The sequence below is a fragment of the Candidatus Ichthyocystis hellenicum genome (assembly GCF_001460935.1).
Lineage (GTDB): Bacteria > Pseudomonadota > Gammaproteobacteria > Burkholderiales > 2013Ark19i > Ichthyocystis > Ichthyocystis hellenicum.
This window is the reverse complement of record NZ_LN906597.1, coordinates 358,768-378,852: the sequence shown is the minus strand read 5'-3', so window position 1 is coordinate 378,852 and position 20,085 is coordinate 358,768. Positions and strand designations below refer to the sequence as shown.

Annotated in this window: 21 protein-coding genes; 15 read left to right on the top strand and 6 right to left on the bottom strand. The window is 37.2% G+C overall.

Features of this window, described 5'->3' with window-relative positions; genetic code table 11:
- Positions 1 to 5: 5 nt before the first annotated feature.
- On the top strand, positions 6 to 1,481 hold the full coding sequence (locus Arg41_RS01735; RefSeq protein ID WP_092343149.1) for a GspE/PulE family protein: 1,476 nt from the start codon (positions 6 to 8) through the stop codon (positions 1,479 to 1,481).
- A complete protein-coding gene (gene gspF, locus Arg41_RS01730) occupies positions 1,468 to 2,673 on the top strand; it encodes a type II secretion system inner membrane protein GspF (RefSeq protein WP_092490440.1) in 1,206 nt (401 codons plus the stop codon). The genes Arg41_RS01735 and gspF overlap by 14 nt, the downstream gene beginning before the upstream one ends.
- Before the next feature lie 567 nt (positions 2,674 to 3,240).
- On the opposite strand, the gene Arg41_RS01725 is transcribed toward gspF, so the two are convergent.
- Complete coding sequence (locus Arg41_RS01725; RefSeq protein WP_092343147.1) at positions 3,241 to 3,708, bottom strand: hypothetical protein; 468 nt, start codon at positions 3,706 to 3,708, stop codon at positions 3,241 to 3,243.
- Positions 3,709 to 4,224: 516 nt separating this feature from the next.
- Here Arg41_RS01725 and Arg41_RS01720 point away from each other — a divergent pair.
- Positions 4,225 to 5,430 (top strand): hypothetical protein, encoded by a 1,206-nt coding sequence (locus Arg41_RS01720; RefSeq protein ID WP_157722225.1) that lies wholly within the window; start codon positions 4,225 to 4,227, stop codon positions 5,428 to 5,430.
- Positions 5,431 to 6,244: 814 nt separating this feature from the next.
- Here Arg41_RS01720 and Arg41_RS01715 read toward each other — a convergent pair.
- The 5 genes from Arg41_RS01715 to Arg41_RS07850 form a co-directional block, all read right to left on the bottom strand.
- Positions 6,245 to 6,799: a hypothetical protein gene (locus Arg41_RS01715; RefSeq protein ID WP_157722224.1), complete on the bottom strand. Its 555-nt coding sequence runs from the start codon at positions 6,797 to 6,799 to the stop codon at positions 6,245 to 6,247.
- Between the two features lie 314 nt (positions 6,800 to 7,113).
- Positions 7,114 to 7,329 (bottom strand): hypothetical protein, encoded by a 216-nt coding sequence (locus Arg41_RS08125; RefSeq protein WP_176695746.1) that lies wholly within the window; start codon positions 7,327 to 7,329, stop codon positions 7,114 to 7,116.
- On the bottom strand, positions 7,295 to 7,867 hold the full coding sequence (locus tag Arg41_RS01705) for a hypothetical protein (RefSeq protein WP_092490437.1): 573 nt from the start codon (positions 7,865 to 7,867) through the stop codon (positions 7,295 to 7,297). Before Arg41_RS01705 ends, Arg41_RS08125 begins: the two co-directional genes overlap by 35 nt.
- 430 nt (positions 7,868 to 8,297) lie before the next feature.
- Entirely contained in the window at positions 8,298 to 8,663 is a 366-nt protein-coding gene (locus tag Arg41_RS01700; protein WP_092490436.1) for a hypothetical protein, read from the bottom strand.
- The gene (locus Arg41_RS07850) at positions 8,644 to 8,859 is read right to left on the bottom strand and encodes a hypothetical protein (RefSeq protein ID WP_157722223.1); all 216 of its coding nucleotides are present in this window, start codon (positions 8,857 to 8,859) and stop codon (positions 8,644 to 8,646) included. Before Arg41_RS07850 ends, Arg41_RS01700 begins: the two co-directional genes overlap by 20 nt.
- A gap of 1,610 nt (positions 8,860 to 10,469) precedes the next feature.
- On the opposite strand from Arg41_RS07850, the gene Arg41_RS01695 reads away from it, so the two are divergent.
- From Arg41_RS01695 to Arg41_RS01655, 12 genes are all read left to right on the top strand, one after another.
- Positions 10,470 to 10,895: a hypothetical protein gene (locus tag Arg41_RS01695; RefSeq protein WP_092490435.1), complete on the top strand. Its 426-nt coding sequence runs from the start codon at positions 10,470 to 10,472 to the stop codon at positions 10,893 to 10,895.
- Positions 10,892 to 11,071: a hypothetical protein gene (locus tag Arg41_RS01690; RefSeq protein ID WP_092343138.1), complete on the top strand. Its 180-nt coding sequence runs from the start codon at positions 10,892 to 10,894 to the stop codon at positions 11,069 to 11,071. The genes Arg41_RS01695 and Arg41_RS01690 overlap by 4 nt, the downstream gene beginning before the upstream one ends.
- A 258-nt stretch (positions 11,072 to 11,329) precedes the next feature.
- Complete coding sequence (locus Arg41_RS01685) at positions 11,330 to 12,712, top strand: hypothetical protein (RefSeq protein ID WP_092343137.1); 1,383 nt, start codon at positions 11,330 to 11,332, stop codon at positions 12,710 to 12,712.
- Positions 12,713 to 13,112: 400 nt separating this feature from the next.
- Positions 13,113 to 14,291 carry a hypothetical protein gene (locus Arg41_RS01680; protein WP_092490434.1) on the top strand — a complete coding sequence of 393 codons (1,179 nt, stop codon included), beginning with the start codon at positions 13,113 to 13,115 and terminating at the stop codon, positions 14,289 to 14,291.
- A gap of 270 nt (positions 14,292 to 14,561) precedes the next feature.
- The gene (locus Arg41_RS01675) at positions 14,562 to 16,085 is read left to right on the top strand and encodes a hypothetical protein (protein ID WP_092343135.1); all 1,524 of its coding nucleotides are present in this window, start codon (positions 14,562 to 14,564) and stop codon (positions 16,083 to 16,085) included.
- A gap of 715 nt (positions 16,086 to 16,800) precedes the next feature.
- Positions 16,801 to 16,956 carry a hypothetical protein gene (locus Arg41_RS07845; RefSeq protein WP_157722222.1) on the top strand — a complete coding sequence of 52 codons (156 nt, stop codon included), beginning with the start codon at positions 16,801 to 16,803 and terminating at the stop codon, positions 16,954 to 16,956.
- On the top strand, positions 16,956 to 17,087 hold the full coding sequence (locus Arg41_RS08405) for a hypothetical protein (protein ID WP_278183664.1): 132 nt from the start codon (positions 16,956 to 16,958) through the stop codon (positions 17,085 to 17,087). Before Arg41_RS07845 ends, Arg41_RS08405 begins: the two co-directional genes overlap by 1 nt.
- Before the next feature lie 2 nt (positions 17,088 to 17,089).
- A complete protein-coding gene (locus Arg41_RS08120; RefSeq protein ID WP_172792651.1) occupies positions 17,090 to 17,230 on the top strand; it encodes a hypothetical protein in 141 nt (46 codons plus the stop codon).
- Positions 17,194 to 17,682 carry a hypothetical protein gene (locus Arg41_RS01670; protein WP_092343134.1) on the top strand — a complete coding sequence of 163 codons (489 nt, stop codon included), beginning with the start codon at positions 17,194 to 17,196 and terminating at the stop codon, positions 17,680 to 17,682. The genes Arg41_RS08120 and Arg41_RS01670 overlap by 37 nt, the downstream gene beginning before the upstream one ends.
- A 108-nt stretch (positions 17,683 to 17,790) precedes the next feature.
- The gene (locus Arg41_RS01665; RefSeq protein ID WP_092343133.1) at positions 17,791 to 18,009 is read left to right on the top strand and encodes a hypothetical protein; all 219 of its coding nucleotides are present in this window, start codon (positions 17,791 to 17,793) and stop codon (positions 18,007 to 18,009) included.
- Between the two features lie 599 nt (positions 18,010 to 18,608).
- Positions 18,609 to 18,842 (top strand): hypothetical protein, encoded by a 234-nt coding sequence (locus Arg41_RS01660; RefSeq protein WP_092343132.1) that lies wholly within the window; start codon positions 18,609 to 18,611, stop codon positions 18,840 to 18,842.
- A gap of 272 nt (positions 18,843 to 19,114) precedes the next feature.
- Positions 19,115 to 19,489 carry a hypothetical protein gene (locus Arg41_RS01655; protein WP_092486655.1) on the top strand — a complete coding sequence of 125 codons (375 nt, stop codon included), beginning with the start codon at positions 19,115 to 19,117 and terminating at the stop codon, positions 19,487 to 19,489.
- The last annotated feature ends 596 nt before the right edge of the window (positions 19,490 to 20,085 follow it).

Here is a 20,085-nt window from a genome sequence, read left to right as displayed (position 1 = left end):
CTGAGATGAGCACCGATCTTTCTTATGCATACTCTAGGTTACATAATATAATTATTTTGGAAGATACGGTATTTGTTACAGCAACTACAAATTTGGTTGCTCTCAATGAAGTATTTCGTTTTTACGAAAAATGTTTTGATGTTCACGTGTTATTGCAATCAGAATTTGATCAACGTTTAGCGGTAGCTTATTCTGACGCACAGTCTAGAAAAAGTGCTTCTGATGTTGTTGATGCGGCAGGAGAAGAACTTGATTTAACGGCGTTGTTTGATGATATGCCCGTTAAAGAGGATTTGTTGAACAATGATAATGATGCTCCGATAGTTAGGACAATTAATGCGTTGCTTACTCAGGCAGTCAGAGATCGGGCTTCTGATATTCATATCGAGCCTTTTGAGAAGTCGTCTTTGGTTCGGTTTCGGATAGATGGTTTGTTAGTTAATATTGCTCAGCCACGGCGTTCTTTGCATGCCCCTATTGTCTCCCGGATCAAAGTTATGGCAAAAATGGATATTGCAGAGAAGAGACTTCCTCAGGATGGTAGGATTGCAGTTCGCTTAGGAAACAGACAGGTTGATGTACGTGTTTCAACGTTGCCAACAGTTTATGGTGAAAGAGTTGTAGTTCGTTTGTTGGATAAGGATGCGGGGGTTCTGAGTTTCAGGGATTTAGGTTTATCTGATGATATCCAGATGCGGATTAACCGTATTTTGGCTATGCCTCATGGTATTTTATTGGTTACGGGTCCGACAGGGTCAGGTAAGACTACAACTTTGTATGCTGCTTTGAAGAGTTTTACTAAGACGACACAAAAAAATATTATGACAGTTGAAGATCCGGTTGAGTACGATCTGGAGGGTGTCTCTCAAACTAGTGTTAATGTTCGTATCGGTATGAATTTTTCTCGAGCACTGCGTTCTATTCTTAGACAAGATCCGGATGTTGTGATGATTGGCGAGATTAGAGATGTTGATACGGCGCAGATTGCCGTGCAGGCGAGTTTAACTGGACATTTTGTGTTAGCTACATTGCATACTAATGATTCTTTAAGCGCTGTAACACGGTTACGTGATATGGGGATTGAGCCTTTTCTACTGGCTCCCGTCATACGAGGAGTATTAGCTCAGCGCTTAGTGCGACGCGTTTGTCATCAGTGTAGAAAGTTTAAAATTATTTCTCCAGCATTATCTAGGTTGCTATCATTACCTGAGGGCGAGAAGGTTCCTGAGGCTGTCGGGTGTGATCACTGTAGATTTAGTGGTTATTCGGGTCGGGTCGGTGTTTTTGAATTACTTGAGATAACGCCATTACTGGAATCTATGATTCATTCTTGTGCATCGGAGCAAACACTTCGGGAGAAAGCATTTGAGCAAGGATTTATAACTTTAAGGGAGTATGCTTGTCATTTAATACGTGAGGGTCTGACTACACCGGAGGAAGTTTTGTCACTTGGTAGAGAAACAGAAGATGCCAGTTTATAGATATGAAGCTATTGATGAATTAGGTAAGTCTTGTAAGGGGGTTATTGAGTCGGATAGTGAGCGATTAGCCAGGCAAGATATTGTCCGACAAGGCTTAATTTTGGTGGAAATCAATAGCATTGCTCAGACATCTGGTAGATTTTTTTTATTTAGAGAAGTGCTAAGTTCATCTGACCAAGTTTTATTTGCTCGGCAGCTTTGTATTTTGTTATCTGCCGGTCTGACTATAGAGGATTCCTTACAGGCATTGGTTCAGCAGGCAGAGAAGAAATATTTTCGTTCGCTAATTTTGTTTTTGCGATCTGAAATTTTGGAAGGAAGTACTCTTGCTGATGCTTTACTGAAGCGCAAGAAAGATTTTCCTGTATTTTTTTCCATGTTGGTGCGAGCAGGAGAGTTATCAGGACATCTGCCTGAAATTTTGTCTTTGTTAGCTGATTATCTTGAGAATCGGCAAAACCTATTTCATAAAGTTTTGGGAGCTTTGCTTTATCCTGCAATAGTTACTGTGTTTTCTTTGTTTGTTGTCATTTTGATGATGGTTTATGTGGTGCCCCAGGTTGTGGGCGTGTTTGCGCATACAAAACACCAGTTGCCATTGTTGACGCGTATTCTTATAGGGGCTAGTGGGTTCCTGAAGACATATTGGGTGTGGCTAGTAGGTGTTTTGGGGGTTTTAGCCTGGCAGTTTTTGCGTTTGTTGAAGTCTGAGACAAAGTTATTTAAGTTTCACAATTTTCTTATTAAGTTGCCTATTGTTGGTAAATTGGTTCTTGCTCTTAATACTGTGAGGTTTTCGTCGACACTCGCAATTTTACTTAAAGGGGGTGTTTCACTTTTACAAGCATTAACCGTATCTGGAAGTGTTATTCAGAATCTCCCCCTAAAAAGGTTAATTAATCGTGCTGAAGTTTTGGTTAGTGAGGGAGCAACATTGGCGTCAGCACTTTCCACGGAAAAATTTTTACCCCCTATATTCTTGCATTTAATTTCCAATGGTGAAAAAACTGGGCAGTTGCCAATGCTGTTGGATAAAGCTAGCTTGATTTTACAAAGAGATGCTGAGCGTAGGATAATGCTTTTTGCTAGTCTTCTGGAGCCGATGCTTATTCTTTTTACCGGAGGCATGGTTCTAACTATTGTTTTGGCTATACTGATGCCTATTCTGGACATGAATACGTTGATTAAGTGATTAAAAATAAATTCCGAAGTTGTATCCTACGAAAGTGTATAGTGGAGAGGAGGGGGTTTGAACTTCGATTCTCCTTGGGAAGAGATGTTTCTCTCTAGTTAGCGGTAATTGTACCCAGATTAACCATTAAAGAAATAGATATTTGCAACAATAACCATAAAAATGATTGTGGTTGAAGCGGTGATTTTGCAGTCACCTTTATTTATCTTCTCGGCAATTATTTTCCTTGGCGGGTGGAGTTTTCGTTTGCCGTACGAGCACTAATTTGTTGCCTATATTTTTATAGAGAAAACAATGTTGCTGATGTATTAGCAACTAATACGAAGCAGGAAATGATACGTGTGATCATAGCACTTTTTAGTGGCACTGCTGTAGGACCGCAATCTTCGATCTATAGCATAAATTTTTTACACAATTAAATAGCTTACGTACCGTGTTGTGTTTCAGGTGATGTTGCTGTGACTTTATAACTATTCGGATGCAATATTACTGGGCAACGTAGATATTTTCCCATAGAAATTCGAGCAAAATATAATTGCTATTAATATTTTTACCTCTCATCTAGTTTTAGTATAGTAGGTCGCGAGAGTAGTATGCCACCAGGAGTGCTAAAGTAAAAGCAAGGAAGCAATCGGTCGGAGCTTTTGTATACTGAGTAGGGCCATCATCTCCGATGTCAATTGGCAAAACCACATCAATCCAATTCTTGATCCGTGATAGTACAGAACCCTCGTGGGTAGATCCTTCTACGTTACTTTCAGTTTCACATTCATCGGTGGTATTACACGGATCAGTCGATGACCCACTTTCTGGATTTAATTCATCTCTATCAGATATACTTTCCTCGTTATTACTGCCTGAAGGAGAGGATAACCTTGTTACGCAAACACTGCTTTCGTCATCGTCCGAGATGCATAAATGTTCCCAATCACTATTTTCAGAAGAAGACATACTTTTCATGTCATCTTCTTCCAAGTAAGACAAACACACCCATTCATTATCTGCTGGGCTAGTTTTTGCATATGATTTTATCACGGACTACTCCTGTATGACTTTCAGTTATTCCAAACTCTTACTAATTTAATCTAATATGGTTGTAAATAATGTGAATGTTTTTGTTTCCATTTGTAATAGATAATTTTTTATTAAAGAATAAATTACTAGTGATTTGTGAACAGTAATATCTAATATATTACTGACTACATTATAAGTATTGCTATTGTTATTATGAGAAATAAATAAGTTTGAGGAATTTGTTTGTTGTCAGGTATTGAATTTACCTGTGGATTTTTTGTGAAGGTGAGATTTTGAATTTTGATAAGTATAGTGATAGTAAAATTTGTGCAATGACCGGTATTTTAATCGCCTATTTGAGGCCATTTTTTGTAAATTAAATATAATAAGTTGACTGTTAAATACTTACACGAATAATTACTTTGAATTTGCCACAATCATATCCCGTAAGTTACTTGCGCGATCATGCTGCAATAGAGGTTGTCTTTTTGTGGGATCTTTCGATAGACCGTTGTTACAAAGGGCATGACAAATTTTATGAGTGATAGTGTTTTTTCACGGCAATTTACAGAGGAGCAGCATCGGAGTGTCCCGGAGGTTGATTCCCGGCAACCGCTGCTTGGTTCCTTGTTGTCCGCAGATAATTCTGTTTTAGATCGTGATTTGCCTCCTTCATACAGTTTTTACCCACTCCCTCTCGATAGAGAAGCAAGTACACAGCTAAATGCTAATGTTAGTGGTCGGCTGATAAGACGATCTCGATCTGCTGATAATAATTATGAACTGTCTTCACGACGACATCTGGGAGGATCACCGGATAGGATTTTAAGTATTGAGGCAGGAGTTGTCTCACAAGTTTCTTCCGTTCCTAGCCGTTTATTCTCGGCTGTTGGTGTTGATCGTCCGAGAATACCCCCCTCATATTTTGATGTGATTTCACCCTCGCTGGTGGTTTCCTCCCTCCGAGGAGTGCCTACTGGTATAGATATGCTTGCGAGGGTTCGTGTCGGAAAGTCTTTTCTTCAATGTAGCTTATTAGTAGAATGCTATCGCATTATTGCTAGGCGTCCTGTGAACAAAGTATGTTCTCTGAATTCAGTCTGTTTTTTTGTTCGCAGTGTCTTTTTTTCCTCTAGTTTGCTTTTATTCTTTTTATTCGGGAGAATGGCGCGTTTTTTACACACCGAACGGAAGGGATTTTTTCTGCTTTCGCAGGTTTCGTTTTTACGTAATTTGTTTCTTACGCTGCCGTTTTTCTCTTTTGGGTTTTTATTAGGCTCAACTTGTCGCAGCAATAATAATATTAATTCAGAGGGTCATTATGTCTTGCGAGAGGTTGTTGAGTTTCCACCTGCGTATATTGAGGAGTTGGAGGAAGTGTTGCCGCCTTCATATTCAGGGGTGGAGGCTTCTCTTCCTGATATAAAAATATCGTTTATTTCATTGATTACTGATAGAGAGTATATAGATCTGGTGCTGAAGGTTATCTATGGAGCGAATGAGTATAGATATCTGATAAGTATTGCGGATATTTATCCACGGCGAGAAAGGTGTGTATATTTGCCAAGATGCATGGGGAGGGATTATTTTCGGGGGTATTTTTCTTTGATGTCGTTGGTTTTTTTATCAGGCACGTTGATGGTTCCCGGTAGGTTATATGCTCCTCATTTCTTTAGTCCTTCATTGGCTCTTCTTCTATTAGGTGGTGTTTCTGGGTACAATAGACAAAGTAGAGATATATAGTTTTTGGTACTGTTTTGCAATGTCTTTCCTTACTGTTCTAAGGTATTAGTAAAGTTTTTTGCTTTTAGCGGAATATAAGATTGTTGAGGCTAATTTATTTATATAAAAAAGAGAGGCCATAACGTGAATGCAGCAAAAAATTACGATACGAAAATAATCATGTTACATCAGATGAATTTATCATGTGGTTACTTTAGTTGATCTGACTCTAATCCAATAAGTGATACCGAGGCATTATTTTTGCGGATTAATTATTAAAAGTTTGGTGTTTTTTCTTCAACAAACACTGAAAACGGACTTTTGTTGCTTTTTCAATAACATTTTTAGGAGCGGCTCGCTTCTTCCACGGAGATACCACAATTTATGTCAGCAAATTTATTTGCTGACATACTATAAGTCCATTATTAATATACCCAGATTCTTTGAAAGAATAAATTTACAACATGAGTGTTGCAGATATGATTTACATGAGTTTATAAGATCTTCTTGTACTTTGTTTGCTCAATGTTTTTAATTTTGTTAGATTTTTCCCAATGATAGAGATAATGTGAGCGACCTGAATCATGTTCTATAGACCGATTGGTATCCAATAGTGGGTGTTGATCATAGTCTGTGATGTTACCATTGGATTTAATTGCTTAAAGGGATCCGACTAGCATTTTCTATCTTATGAATCGATTTAAAGCTCCAAGGAGGGGGAGGTACTTCCCCGGACAAGGAGTGTGTATTCAACTAAGATACTATGATGATGTGTTCACGTATGATCATGCAATTTAGGTAAGTTTAATTACTTTCGTTATGGTAGAGATAATCGTTACCTTCTTCTCCTGTATGCGCTCGTGCATCCTGGTCCTGGATAAATATATGAAAATAGAATTGTAAAGGCAATTAATATAATTAGAGTCAGGGGTGACCTGGCTTCCCTTGGGAATGATGGAGGAAAACAAATATCCATCACTATTGGTAAAGCAGTATCTTTCCAAAAATTAGATTTTTTTGCTGGACCATCACTTTTGGTAACTTGTGTTAAATTTTCAACCTTTTGCAATTCGGTGTTGTTTTCATTGTAAGCAGCAGCTTTGTCTTTGGTGATGTATTTGTGCTGAGGCTCATCAATTTCTGAGTTACTGTAGTTAGAAGGGATAACTTTGCTCGATGACAAGACTAGTTCATTGCCTACTGAATTACTGCATTCACCGATAACGATAGACCCATACTGAGGTGGTTGCTGTTCATCGGTCACCAAATTATCGTATTCACATGTAATGGATTCATAAGGAGGAGGAAGGGGTTCATCGATTTCTGAATCACTGTATTCACAGCAATATGGCATTATTGCTGTGTCATAATTATCCGAATTTCTCATCATACAAGGTCCTATGGTAAATTATCAGTGTGGTTCATATTAGTGTTAGTTTAAGCTAGATCATATGAATAATTTTGTTGTTGATTATTTAATATTTTTTATTTTGTTCCCATATTACAGTGATGTCATAAATATACTATTCCGAGTTGACAGCGTACTATAGACGCTATGATGTTATTCCAATTATTTGTATTATGTGATTTTAGCTATTTTAGGAGGTGATCAGAATGCTGATGTCTTACGTTGTGCCACGAGAGCTTAGGTGGTTGGTTTCTGTTGATGTAATGGAGGTATAAATACGGGAAAAAGGAATTTTTTTAATAGAGAGAGAGTCCGACGGCTACTTCGTTGCCTACCGTGCTGGTGTTTGGTGGTACCGCCCAGGGTTTTGTGTTATCTGGGTGTCTGAGTAGAGGCGTTTTGTTATCCGGAAAAATAACAAAACCACCAATGGCGGTACCTTTTTCTTGATCCAGTATGTCTATGACTTTTTTGCTCTTACCCAAATAGAATGTCTGAAGATCCGTACGCAAATAAAAGTGCGACGACAAAATAGACAACTACATCAAATGGTCTGGGAGGGTATTGTATTGGTCCTTCTCCAGGTAAAATTTCAAGTGGCAAAATCATGTCAACAAGCGAGCTCAGTCGCCCTTGTACAGGCCTTTCCTCATCTCCTTCCGAGGTTTCTTCGTCAGAAAAATCATCGGAATCAGATCTATCGGAATGATAATCATAATCCGATGAGCTCTCTTCTTCTGAACTACATATACCATCCCATCCTGATACGTTGAAGTAATATAGGTTTCTCCATTCATTTCCATCGGGTGAAGATGGTCCTTCTTCTCCACTTTCTGCGGATAAAGGCGCACTCCCCCTTCTGCTTGCCGCGCAAAGTGAGCCTCCCGCTTCGGATCCGGAGCAAGATAATCTTTCCCAGTCTTCTTCGCTGTGACAAGATACCCTTTCCCAGTCCAAATCTTCAGAGCAAGAGGAGGACGCTGTGTTGAGATAAAGGGGTTCTTCCTCGCTACCCTCTTCATGGTTTTGTTCATTACCTAAATTTATCATGCTATAGCCCGCTGTTAATGTTCGGTGGGGTTGAATGTAATATATTTTCAGACCATATTATATGAATATTTTTGTTGCTAAGTTATTAATATTTCTAGTCTTATTATCTCATTTTGCCAACAATTGGAAAAATGAAGTTTGTACTTGCTAAGTCAACCAACAAAAAAATAGATGGATTGATACAGGATGACAAGTGTTATTTGATCAACTATAGTGATAATTTATGTAAAATTATAATCCCATAATATATTAGTTGAGCTATAGATATTTCGATAACAATAAACAAAACTATAAGTATTTTTGCTGGTGTGAGCTATGTACGTCAGTAATCGGATTTAGTTGGCTGGGAAAGGTAAAATAGAAAGTATAGGAAAATGATGTGTAAAGTGTATGGATATTGTATTGTGATTTGGTCGTTGAAAAACGATCTTTAGTTAGTTATGAGTGGATGACACTCAACGATAACCGAACAGATATAGGCAGACATGGTCGAAAGAGCAAGGCATATCACTAGACTAAGTGTGGCCATTGTTTCCTCGTCCTGTTGTTGATGAGGCAGAAACAAATCTAGCAACAACGGTGCTAGAGGGTCCCCCCTGTAGATATTGGTGACTTGCTCAGAAGTCGCGTTTTCCTGATGAATATTATCACTTATACAGGAATAGTCGATTTCACTATCGCTACTAGAGCCAGCCCGATGTTCATGAATGCCATCAATGCCATCAATGCACGAACCATCTTCACCAAGGTCAGGACAAGAAATTGACCGACCATAGCTACTGTCTAACCCCCTCATAAAAATCTCCGTAGCAATCTTTTAACATCGACGTTCCTGATAGTAGTATGGCATTGTATTCTGGTATGTGAACAATTTTGATTGGTTTGTGTAGTGATGTTATTAGCATACAATTCCATATGGAATAAATTGCAAATTGCATATGGAGTATCAAGGTAGAAGTGGTATTTTGTTTGTCCACTCCACTCCACTCCACTCCACTCCTTTTGTTGAGTAAATTATGAGGCACCGTTGGTGAAAGCAAAATTTTATTGTAACTCGCACAAATTCGTGGGAGGACCTGTTAGGTGATTTTTTTATTTGGTACTTAGTTGCTAAATTTTCCAGAATAGTTGAATTTATTAAATAAAATAGATTAGTATTTATCTTTTATATCGTCTTACATAGATGCAAGATGGGTTATTTCGAGCGCCTTTTTAGGTTGTTGCTTCATGAAAAAGATAGGAGGTAGGAGTTGGTTGCTATGGTAGTTTTAAGCTAAAACTTTAGGTAAAGCTTGCATGGATATATACCATAGGCATATAAATATAATTCCTAGATGTCATTTTACTATGTATCATGTGCTTACTAATATAATGTAACACCTAAGGAATCTAGATAATAACTTTTAGTAAAGGAGGTGCAAGCATTTTTGCTATCATTATATGATGTGATTGTTTTTCGGTCTGTGTTTTAAGGTTACTAAATAATAGGGAAATAGTGAAACAAGTTAGGGCGAGTATTTGTAGACACCAAATAGGAAATTCATGCAATTGAATATTGCATAATTACCGCTACCGCAAATACAAATAAACCATTCTACTATATGAATCATAATAACATGACGCTGTTGAGAAAGTCTTTTGGTGCAATTGCAACTATATATAACTTAAGATGCACAATATATTTTATGGGTAATTGCATTTTGTTACGCTGTCCAGAGCTAATAAATAATTGGCATAAACTTACTTTCAATTGAAAGTTATGTATTACCATTACTGATGTCACGCGTTTCTATTATCTTTTTCCGGTTGTTATTACTATTTTAGCTTCGTATTTACTGTTCTTTAGAATGTATGGTAGTTCTGTAATCAGTTGTAGCAGTTAATGATTAACTGCCTTTGAAAAGGCGATGTTTTGTCAATTTTTACATTTGGGAATGTGAACGGATTTTCCTTCATTAACTGATCTATCAGTTTATTATTTGCAAATGGGAAAAGCTGCATAAGTTGGTAATATGAAAATGGGACGGAATGCAAAAGGTATTTGCTGTTGCCTTTGTATTTTCTACTTAGACGTTGAAATAGATTCCGTTTTATTAAGGTGAAGGGTTATATGTTTTTAATCCTGATTGGTGGTTTCTTGTTTAGTGTTATCGTTGCTGTTGACATTAATATGCTGAAGTCAACGGTTTGTAATTTTAGGTACTGTTTTTTTTGGGGGTTAGATATATTTTTCTATTGGCATTTTTCTGGCTATTGCTATGACGTAATAAGTTTTTGTGGTTAATAATGTTCAATCATGAGGAGAATACAAGTATCTAACAGCGATTAGTTTTGTATTCCATGTTCAATAATTTGTTTATGATTGCTCAGTTATTATGTAAGTAAACTGATGGTGTATGGATATTAATCAAAAATAATCCATTAAGTAGATAAATTTTTACTAATTTTTTTATCAATATATTCCGGGATCTTACTTTATATACAGTATATGATGAGCTGGATTTGGGTTCGCTATCGCTTCGTAACATCCGCGTGTCTGTTGAATTTGCCAGTAAAGTTTTTGTAGATAAGATGAGAGATTTATACCCTTGTTGGATTTTATATGTGTTCATATTTTTGCACGACAACGGAGAGAAGACTTACCGAATTCTGTTTTTTTACGGGGGTAGATTCTCGAGATTATTCAGCTCTACAGGAGTTGTTGCCTGAAGTTGTTATTGCGGAATCTGCGCCATTGTCTCCACGGGGTCATAGGAGGTTCCTTCCTCCTCAATATGATGATATAAATTTTCCTCCTACATATTATTCGTCGTCTTCATATGATGTTACATCACCTTTTCTGATTGTTACTGCCATTGAAGATGTAGGCGAAGATACCCTGATAACAGTGGAAATTAATACTAGGAGTGCAGGTAAGAGCAAGCATGAAGTAATGATTAGAAGGGGAAAGTTTTTGAAAAGGAGTCATAATGATGAATGTCCTTTGGCTTATGCCTGTTTTTTTATGGAAGCAGAGGTAGTTTCGTGATTGATGGTAGTTGGTTTATTATGCTCGATTGTGTATGTTCTGTGGCGTCCTTTTTTTTATTAGGTATTGTTGCTGGATTTAGTCGGGAAGCAATTACGAGTAGATCTTCTCCAGGACGACTCAATTTCGGGGAGGATATTAGTGGCATATCATTTCTTCAGCAGGGGAGAAATTAGTGGCATTTCATTCATGTAACTGATAATTAATTATCATCTTTGACGGTTGTTCGGCGTGCATTTTTGTTAAGTTTAATTGTTTGAGAAATGCTATGTTTGTTGTTAATAGAAATTAGACTATATGTAACCGATTACTGGGGAGAGCTATTCACACTTTGTTTACAATTGTGCTGCGTTGATTTTTGCAAGGGTTGTCTTGCGATAAGTATATTTGAATTAAGTCATTAATTGAATAACTTAGAAGGTACGATAAGTTCTATGGACAATGTAATTTTCTCACAGCAACATGTAGAAGAACGGCAGCAACCTATCTTGGATGTAGATCCTGGTCTTCATGTTTCTCCATTAGGCACATTACAGTCAGCGGTTGTTGTTGCTGAGGATAGAGTGTTGTCATTTGGAATTGCACCCCCGCCATATGATATGGAAATGGCCCCACCTCCATATTACTGTAATTTAATATCTGTTCGCGATCTAACTTTGTCTTCTCTAGTTGCTGTTGATAGCTCTGAAGATAGGGTGCCATTTATGAGAAGAATGCAGAGCCCCTACAATGATGGGGGGGTGCAACAACATTTTGTAATGGGGACACTGAGCCATATTTTGCATAGTGCTAATTTTGTCCCGCGAAATTTTTCGATGATAAATACTTCTGGGTCTGTAGTTGCTGTTCCTAACTTTGTGTTTCCATCTATATATTGTGGAGTGCTTGGTCCATCACTGGTAGTTACGTCCATCAGAGATGTAGGCGGATGTATGCAACTGTCTGTGATAGTTAGAACTGGAAGAAGAGGGTATGTTAAGTGTAAATTATTAATTAGGGTTAGGGTAACTATTTCTGTCAATAGATTGGATATGGGATGTTATCTATTACCTTGTTTTTTTATTCGTGGGGCATGTGTTGTGGCTAATTCAGTTATGTTTTTTCTATTCGGGAGATTGGTGACGGAATTATGCAGTAGACCAGACAGAAGTTTTTTTCTTTTTTATAGCTTATTTGACATTATAGTGGGTTTTCCATCAATTTTTTTGTTGATTTCGATTATTCGCAACAATGGTGTTGGTAGCTTGTTTACTATTTATACCGATAGGTCACTCTGTAAAAATATAGAATTGATTTTCCATCGTTTACTTGTGAATATGGTTCCGCAATCGAGTTTAAATTACTCCTTACAGGAAGTGAAAGAGGAAGTAATTGCTTTTCCTCCTCCGTATATGGAAGAGGATTTACCTCCTGCTTATACTAAAGAAGCAGAACAGTTTTTTGTTCCTACACTATCGCTTGAATCTTTAACTGTGGGACGAGAGAATATGAGTTTGGGGCAAAGGCTTATATGTCTAACCTTGAAGGTTATGTCCCGAGGTATTATTAGTCGGCATATGCTTAGGATAGGATGTTCTCGTAATCAAGTAAGCTGTGTTTTTCTTCCGAGGTGTGTAGGTGTGCGGTTTTTTTACAAATATTTTTATTTGATGATGTTATTTTTTCCGCTAGGAATTGCTTCAGGATTTTATAGAAAGGTAAAGGTTAGCAAAGATTGGATTGGCACCGTTTATATGTTATGTCCCTTGCTATCTGTTCTTCTATTAGGTGTAGTTGCTGGGTTTAGCCGTGGATCGAGAACGGATAGGGGGAGATAGATAATAATTCGACAACATGGAATTTGTGTCATTGGTGGTTGGCCAATTATGGTATTTTGTCCGATGCATTAGATATTTTCTCTTGTTCCCATTCGTGTTTGTCGTAAAGGTTGCATTTATTGTTATGTGTCAATAAAGAGATAGGATGAGGTAGAGTTTTGATTTCTATTGCTTAGTTATCGTCCGTTGTTATGGATCGTTTTATTTTGTGCATATTTGTTATTTTTCATAACTCAAATAATATTACTTTTGCTGTTAGTTAAAAATATATTAAGAACAACTTATTTCTCTTAGTGATTATTTTCTCTTTACGTACGGTTGTGTTGTGTAACTTGTTATAATTGTTGGGAGGAAATCGCTCCTAAATTGAGTTGGTAACTTAGAAAGCTAAAAGAAGTTTATGAACATTAGTGATTTTTCCCAGCAACATGCAGAAGAACAATTAGAACGAAGTAGATCTCAACCTATTTCGGGTGCGGAATTGTTCTCACCTGAGTTGCAGATTTTACAGGAAACTGTTTTTGCTGATGATAGTGTTTTTTCACCATATGGTGAAATAGCACCACCTCCATATGATTATGATTCATCACTGTATTCTCCCACTTTATCTTTGTCTTCTTCTTTAGTAGTTGATAGTAGCAGTGGAGGCGTATCATCACTTGTTAGAAGGAGGCGTAGTTCTTTTAGTACATACAATGAAGTTTATCCCCAACCGTCTGTTGGAGCTTTACTCAATTATATGGCACCACCACCGCTATATCGTGATGTATCTTGGCCATTATTGAGGGTTACATCCATTGAAGAAGCAGGAGAAGGCATAATATTACTAACTATGGACATTAATACTAGAGTCGGTAGTAGCAGGAGCGCAATATTTGTTCAGGTTGATAGAAGAAATGTAGAGTGTTTGTTACCGCTAACATGTTTTTTTGTTCGTGCTGCAGGTGTTGTATCTAATTCGGTACTATTTTTTTTATCCGGAATGGTTATGCATGGGGTATACATAGAGTGCGGATTGTTTTTTTCTATTTCATATATCTTGGGCATTGCCTTGTCATTTTTTTCGTGCGGATTGTTTTTTTCTTCTATTTGTGTTTGTGATAATTCACGGTCGCGGTACACATTGCTAGAAGTAGTTAAATTTCCACCTTCGTATGAGGAATCAGTCTCTTATCAGCTTCCTTCATATGCTGAGGTGGAGGAGATGCTGGCTTTTTCCTTGAATGTAATAACATCATCTAATTTTTCACCGAGCAGTGAACGGGAGGTTGTGGAAATAGTATTAAGTGTTGTATCTGGATGTACAAGTGATCGATATTTGCTAAGGATAGCAGATTCTATTTGTAGGCGAGGAATAGGTTTTATTTTGCTAAGGAGTTTGGATACTTATTTTTTTCATAAGTACTTTCCTTTGGTTTTGTTGTTTTTTTTCTCAGGCATTTTTAACGGAATCGAAAGTAATTTTATGATTGGTTCGGGTTGGTTAGATGTGCTTTATTTAGTGTGTCCTGGGTTATCTTTTCTTTTGTCAGGTGTTGTTGCTGGGTTTAGTCGTGAAGCAATGAGATTTCATCCGTAGTTCCAATGCCAGTAGCGGCATTATGGTTACTCGATTTATATGGGTGATAATTAATAACTATCTCCAGCGGTTATTTGACACATATGTTTGTCAATTTTCATAGTTCAAATAATGGTACATTTGCTATTTATAAAAAATAAATAAATCGTAACATATTGTTTATATAAATTATTTTTAATAGATTCAATTGAGCTGCGTAACTTTTTTGTAAGTTCCTCTTGGAATTTCCCCCTGACTTGATCTGATAACTTATAAGGTTAAATAAAACCTATGAACATTAATTTTTTTCCCCAGCAATATGTAGAAGAACAATCAGAACAAAGTGGATCTGATGAAGAATTGGTATTACCTGAATCGCTTGTTTTACAGGAAACAGTGCCACCTCCATATAGTGAAACAGAACCACCTCCATATAGTGAAACAGAACCACCTCCATATAGTGAAATAGTACCACTTTCACATGATTATGATCCGTCATTGCCTTTTCCTATAGGCGTTGGTGGTATGTCATCACTTGTTAGGAGAAGGCAAAGCTCTGTTAATACGAATAATGAAACTAATACGAATAATGAAACGATATTGATTCAACGAATGGTAGTGAGGGGGGAGAGCTCTGAGTTTGGTAGTGTGCAGTTTTTCCATCCTTTAGAAGATGTCTCGATGCACCTTGCTTTGCAAACAATAGTTATTCCTGATGCATCTTCATCTTCAGCTGTGTATCTTGGTGTACGGTTGCCTTCACTGGTGGTTACCTCCATCAGGGATATAGTAGGGGTGAGGAGGAGGCGTATGCGTTTGTTTGGGGTGGCTGGGATTAGAAGAGGAGGAACATATATTACCCGTGAGTTATCGATTGACGTCAACTTAATAGGAGAACGATTTTCTAATAGGGATGATAGGGGATGTTGTGTATCGTCATGTTTTTTTGTTCGTGCAGCATGTGTTGTGACTAATTCGATTTTATTCTTTTTGTTCGGTAGATTGGTTCCCCAATTCTATGCTGTACTAAATGGGGATTTTTTAATGTTTGCTTTGTATAATTTGTCTATTGTCTTGGTATGTTTTCCCTCAATTTTTACATTTGTTGCCATTCGTAGTAGTGAGACTCTTCATACATTATTATCTAATGCTGTTGCAGATAGATTACTTTGGCAAGATGGTTCTTCAGTTTTGGAAAATGTGCTACGTATCCGTCGCAATTTATTGGAGAATTCTGATTTACTATTACCACCTAATATAACTTATACGTTGCATGAAGTTATGGAGGAAGTTATTGCTACTCCACCTCCGTATATGGAAGAGAATTTGCCACCTACATATTTGGTTGCCATAGGGAGGGCACATAATATACTACCGTCTTTTTCTATTGAATCGTTTGATGTGGAACGAGAAAATATGAGCTCTATACGAGGGATTGTACATCTAGCCCTTAGATTTGTTTCCCCAGGGTTTGCTAATCTATATCGACTGAGGATAGGGTATTCTCGCAATCAAGAAAGATGCCGGTTCTTACCTAGATGTGTCGGTGTTTCTTTTTTTTATAAATATTTTTATTTGATGATGGCATTTTTTTTATCAGGAATGATTTCTAGATTTTATGGTGAGTTAGAAGATAGTGAGGGTTTTCTAGGTATATTTTGTATGTCATTTCCTCTGTTATCTGTATTAGAAGAAGGTGATAGTTGGCTAAGTGAGTTTCATATATTGTGCCCTCTACTATCTGTTCTTATTTTAGGAGCTGTTGCTGGTTTTAGCTTTGCTGGGGATGATGGTGCAGTGGATAATCTGCTGTGATACCAGTAGGGGTGGAACGTTATACCCTTGCATGATAATTTTTATGTTAGCTATACACTATCATTGGATAGTATATACAAGGAATAGGTAGTTTTTTATTCTTGTTGTCGGTTTATTTATGCTTGGATGGATAGAGGCGATACATAAGTTTGCATTCGTTAAACGGTATCTCCATAAATATAAATGATTAGGTATTTTTGCTTGCTGCTATTTTTGATTATCTACTTTGTGACTCACTAATGTTTTGCACGCACATTTGTTAGTTTTCATAGTATAAATAATGTTAGGTTTTTTGTTAATTAAAAATAAATCAAGCATAATAACAATATATTACTTTTAATAACTATTTTATATTCAGACATAAGCGCCTTGCATCGATTTTTACAAGTGCTGTGTGTCGGCCAGTCCTAACTTGAATTAATGACTCTTAAAAAGTGAAATAAATTTTATGAACATTAGTATTTTTCCCAGCAACATATAGAAGAATAATCAGATCAAAGGCACCTCTGTTTCCGAGGCAGGGTTATTGTATCCCTCATCGAGTTTACAGGAAATTGTTGCTGTTGATGATGGCAGTATTCATTATCAGGGGGAGTGCAATCTCACCTCCTCCATAGTAGTGATAGTGAAATGTGACCACATTCATCTGATTATGATTCATCACTTTCTTATCCTATTTTATCGTTGCCTTCTATCATAGCTGATGTTAACAGTTGTGGTGTTTAGTCATCATTTGTTAGGAGGAGGCATAGCTCTGTTAATGCGCATAAATGACCCGAGCTCACCTCAACAAGTGGTAGTTGGAGGGCTACTTAGGTCTGATTTGAATAGTGTTTCGTTTGGAAATATTCAGGAAGGGAAGGTATTTTGATGCAATCTCTGTTGCAATCTACAGTAGGGGAGGTTGATGAATCTGCAGCTTCGGTTATATGTATGGTAGTGACTCATCCTTCAGTGGTAACTATTTTCCTCCGGGATTCAGCGTCAGGTGGGGGAGTGTAATTTTGTCTGGTAGAATTGGAGTTAGAAGCGAGAGCGAAAATGATGATAAGGATCTATCAATTGAAGTCAGACACAGAAGCGAATTATTCTATGATAGTGGTAGAGGATGTCGTACGTTTCCCTGTTTTTTGTTCGTGCGGTAATTGCTGTGACTAACTCAGTTCTATTCTTTTTATTCGGTAGGTTAGTTTCCCAATTCTACACTGCACTGAACAGACGTTCTTTAATGGTGGCTTTATGTAATATAACTACTGCCATGGTATGTTTCCCATTGATTTTTTCGTGGATTTCCCTTTTCGGTAGTAATCGTATTAGTAGGTTATTAAATAGTTTGTATTGGCAAGATGGTAGATCATTTTTGGAAAAAGCACTACGTACTTGCGATGATTTAGTGGCAAATACTAGTTTACCGTTACTACCAAGTGTAACCTATACATTACGCGAAGTGAGGGAGGAAGTAACTGCTACTCCAACTTCATACATATCAGAAAAATTGTCTCCTCTATATGCGGTAATGGTAGGTGAAGGTTCTACTAGGGTTCCTTATTTTTTTGTTGAACCTTTGGTGATGGAACGGGAATATGTAAATTCATAACAATGAACTATGCGCATAGAATTTAGTGCTATTCACCGAGGGCAGACTACGATATAGGCTGAGGGTCGGTTATTCTCATGATCAGGAAAGATGTAGGTTCTTCCCAAGATGTGTTGGTGTTTCCTTTTTTATGAGTACCTTTATTTGATGATGGCACTTTTTTTGTTGGGAATAGCTTCGAGGTTTTGTGGTGGGTTAGAAGATGGCAGTGAAGGTTGGCTAGGTACGTTTTGTATGGCATGTCCTTTGTTGTCTATTCTTCTTTTAGGTGTTGTTGCTGGTTTTATCTTTTCTGCTGAGGAAGTAGTTTATAGCGCATTAAGATAATTATAGATAATACGGACTCGTGCTGGGAATAATACAGAGCCTGATAACTTTTATGCCAATCACTGTAGTGTTATAGAAGGATATCAACGTAAGGGTTAAGGTCTTTATTTTCGTAGTTGGAGTAATGTTGTTTTGATAAGGAATGGATTCGGTAAGAAGACACAATCGGCTATAGTTAGTGAGTTTGCATTCGTCATTCTGTATCTCAGTAAATATACAGGATGAAACTTATTACTGTTTATGTATTATCAACTGTTGTGGTTAGCTATTGTTTTACATGCATTTGTTAATTTTTATAATGCAAATGATGTTCTGTTAACGATAAATAACTATATGGAGCATTTCTTTTTTTTAGATTCTACATTGGGGGGAGCAGTTATAACTTGAGTTGATAACTTAGAAGGTAAAATTAATTTTATGAATATTGATTTTTCTCCACAGCAGCGTGTAGAAGATTAGCTAGAGCAAGGGCTGTCTCAACTTATTTCGGATGTAGTCTTATCGTCAGCTACGTTACGTGATTTGCAGGAAACTGATGTTTCTTCTGAGGATAGAGTGACCTCCCTATGGGGTGAGATTTAGCCTCCTCCACATAGTACATGACTATATATGATTATGATCTATCATCATCTTCCAGTAATGGGGCTTTGTCTTCTCCAGTGGATTATAGTGATAGCGAAGGTGATTTTTCATCACTTGTTAGAGAGAGGCAGGTTTCTGTTAATCCACGTAATGAATTAAGTTCACGACAATACATGGGAGCAGGCTTGCTAAGTTCTGGGTTTGGAAATATGCAGTTTGATAATGCTTCTACTTTTTATTCGGCAGATTGATACCCCACTTCTACACGGCACTAGATGGTTGTTCTTTAGTGTTTACTTTGTGTAATTTGGGTGCTCTTCTGATATGTTTCCCATCGGGTGGTTCGGCGGCAAATTATAGTTAACTATCTCGGCCGAATGTAACTTATACGTTATATGAAGTTAGGGAGGAAGCGATTGCTACTCCGCCTCCGTATATGAGGGAAAAATTATCTCCTATATATATGGAAGTGGCAGGAGAAGATTATTCTATTCTACCATCTTTTTTGCTTGAGTCATAGGAATTGGAACAAGAAGTTATAAATTCAGGAAGAGGTGTTGTTTGCATAAGATTTAGTTCTATTTCTCCGAGGGTGACTAATCGATATAGGCTGAGGGTTGGGTATTGTTGCAATCAAGAAAGATGCCGGTTCTTACCTAGATGTGTCGGTGTTTCTTTTTTTTATAAATATTTTTATTTTATGGTAGCATTTTTTTTATTAGGAATGGTTTCAAAATTTTATGGTGAGTCAGATGATATCGATTATAGTTTGCTGAGTGTGCTTCATATGGCATGTCCCATGTTATCTATTCTTCTTTTAGGTGCTGTTGCTGGTTTTAGCTTTCCTGCTGAAGAGGTAATTGTTAGAGTATTAAGCAGATTACTAGATGATTCATAGAGGATTATTCTGTGAGGTGGTAATAAACTATGCGTGAAGTTTTATGTCACTTAACTCACTGAAAATACATCCAAGTTAATGGTGAATTTTTTATTCCTGTCGGGGGTGTTTTTGCTTGGATAAATTGGGGGAGGGCCTTAATAGGCTTGCGCTTGCTATCCGTCAAGCATATCAATAAAGATAGATGATGAAAATTTTTTGCTTTTGGCCAAGGGACTATCGACTTTGTAATTCACCAATGCGTTACGCTCATATTTGTTAATTTTCATAGTATAAATAATATTAAATTTGCTGTTAATTAAAAATAAATCCAAAGTGGTAGCGATATATTGTTTTTAGTAACCATTTTATCTTCATATATAATCTGCCTGCGGTTGCTTTTTTGTGAGTGCTATACGGTAACCAGTCCTAACTTGAATTAATTGATGGTTTATATGGTGAGATAAATTTTATGAACATTAATGCTTTTCCCCAGCATAGTGTGGAAGAACAACCCTAACAAAGTAGAGCTCAATCTTTTTTGGATCCGGGATCATTGTCCTCCCCATTACGTACTTTGCGGGAAACTGTTGTTGAGGGTGAAATTGCACCTCCTT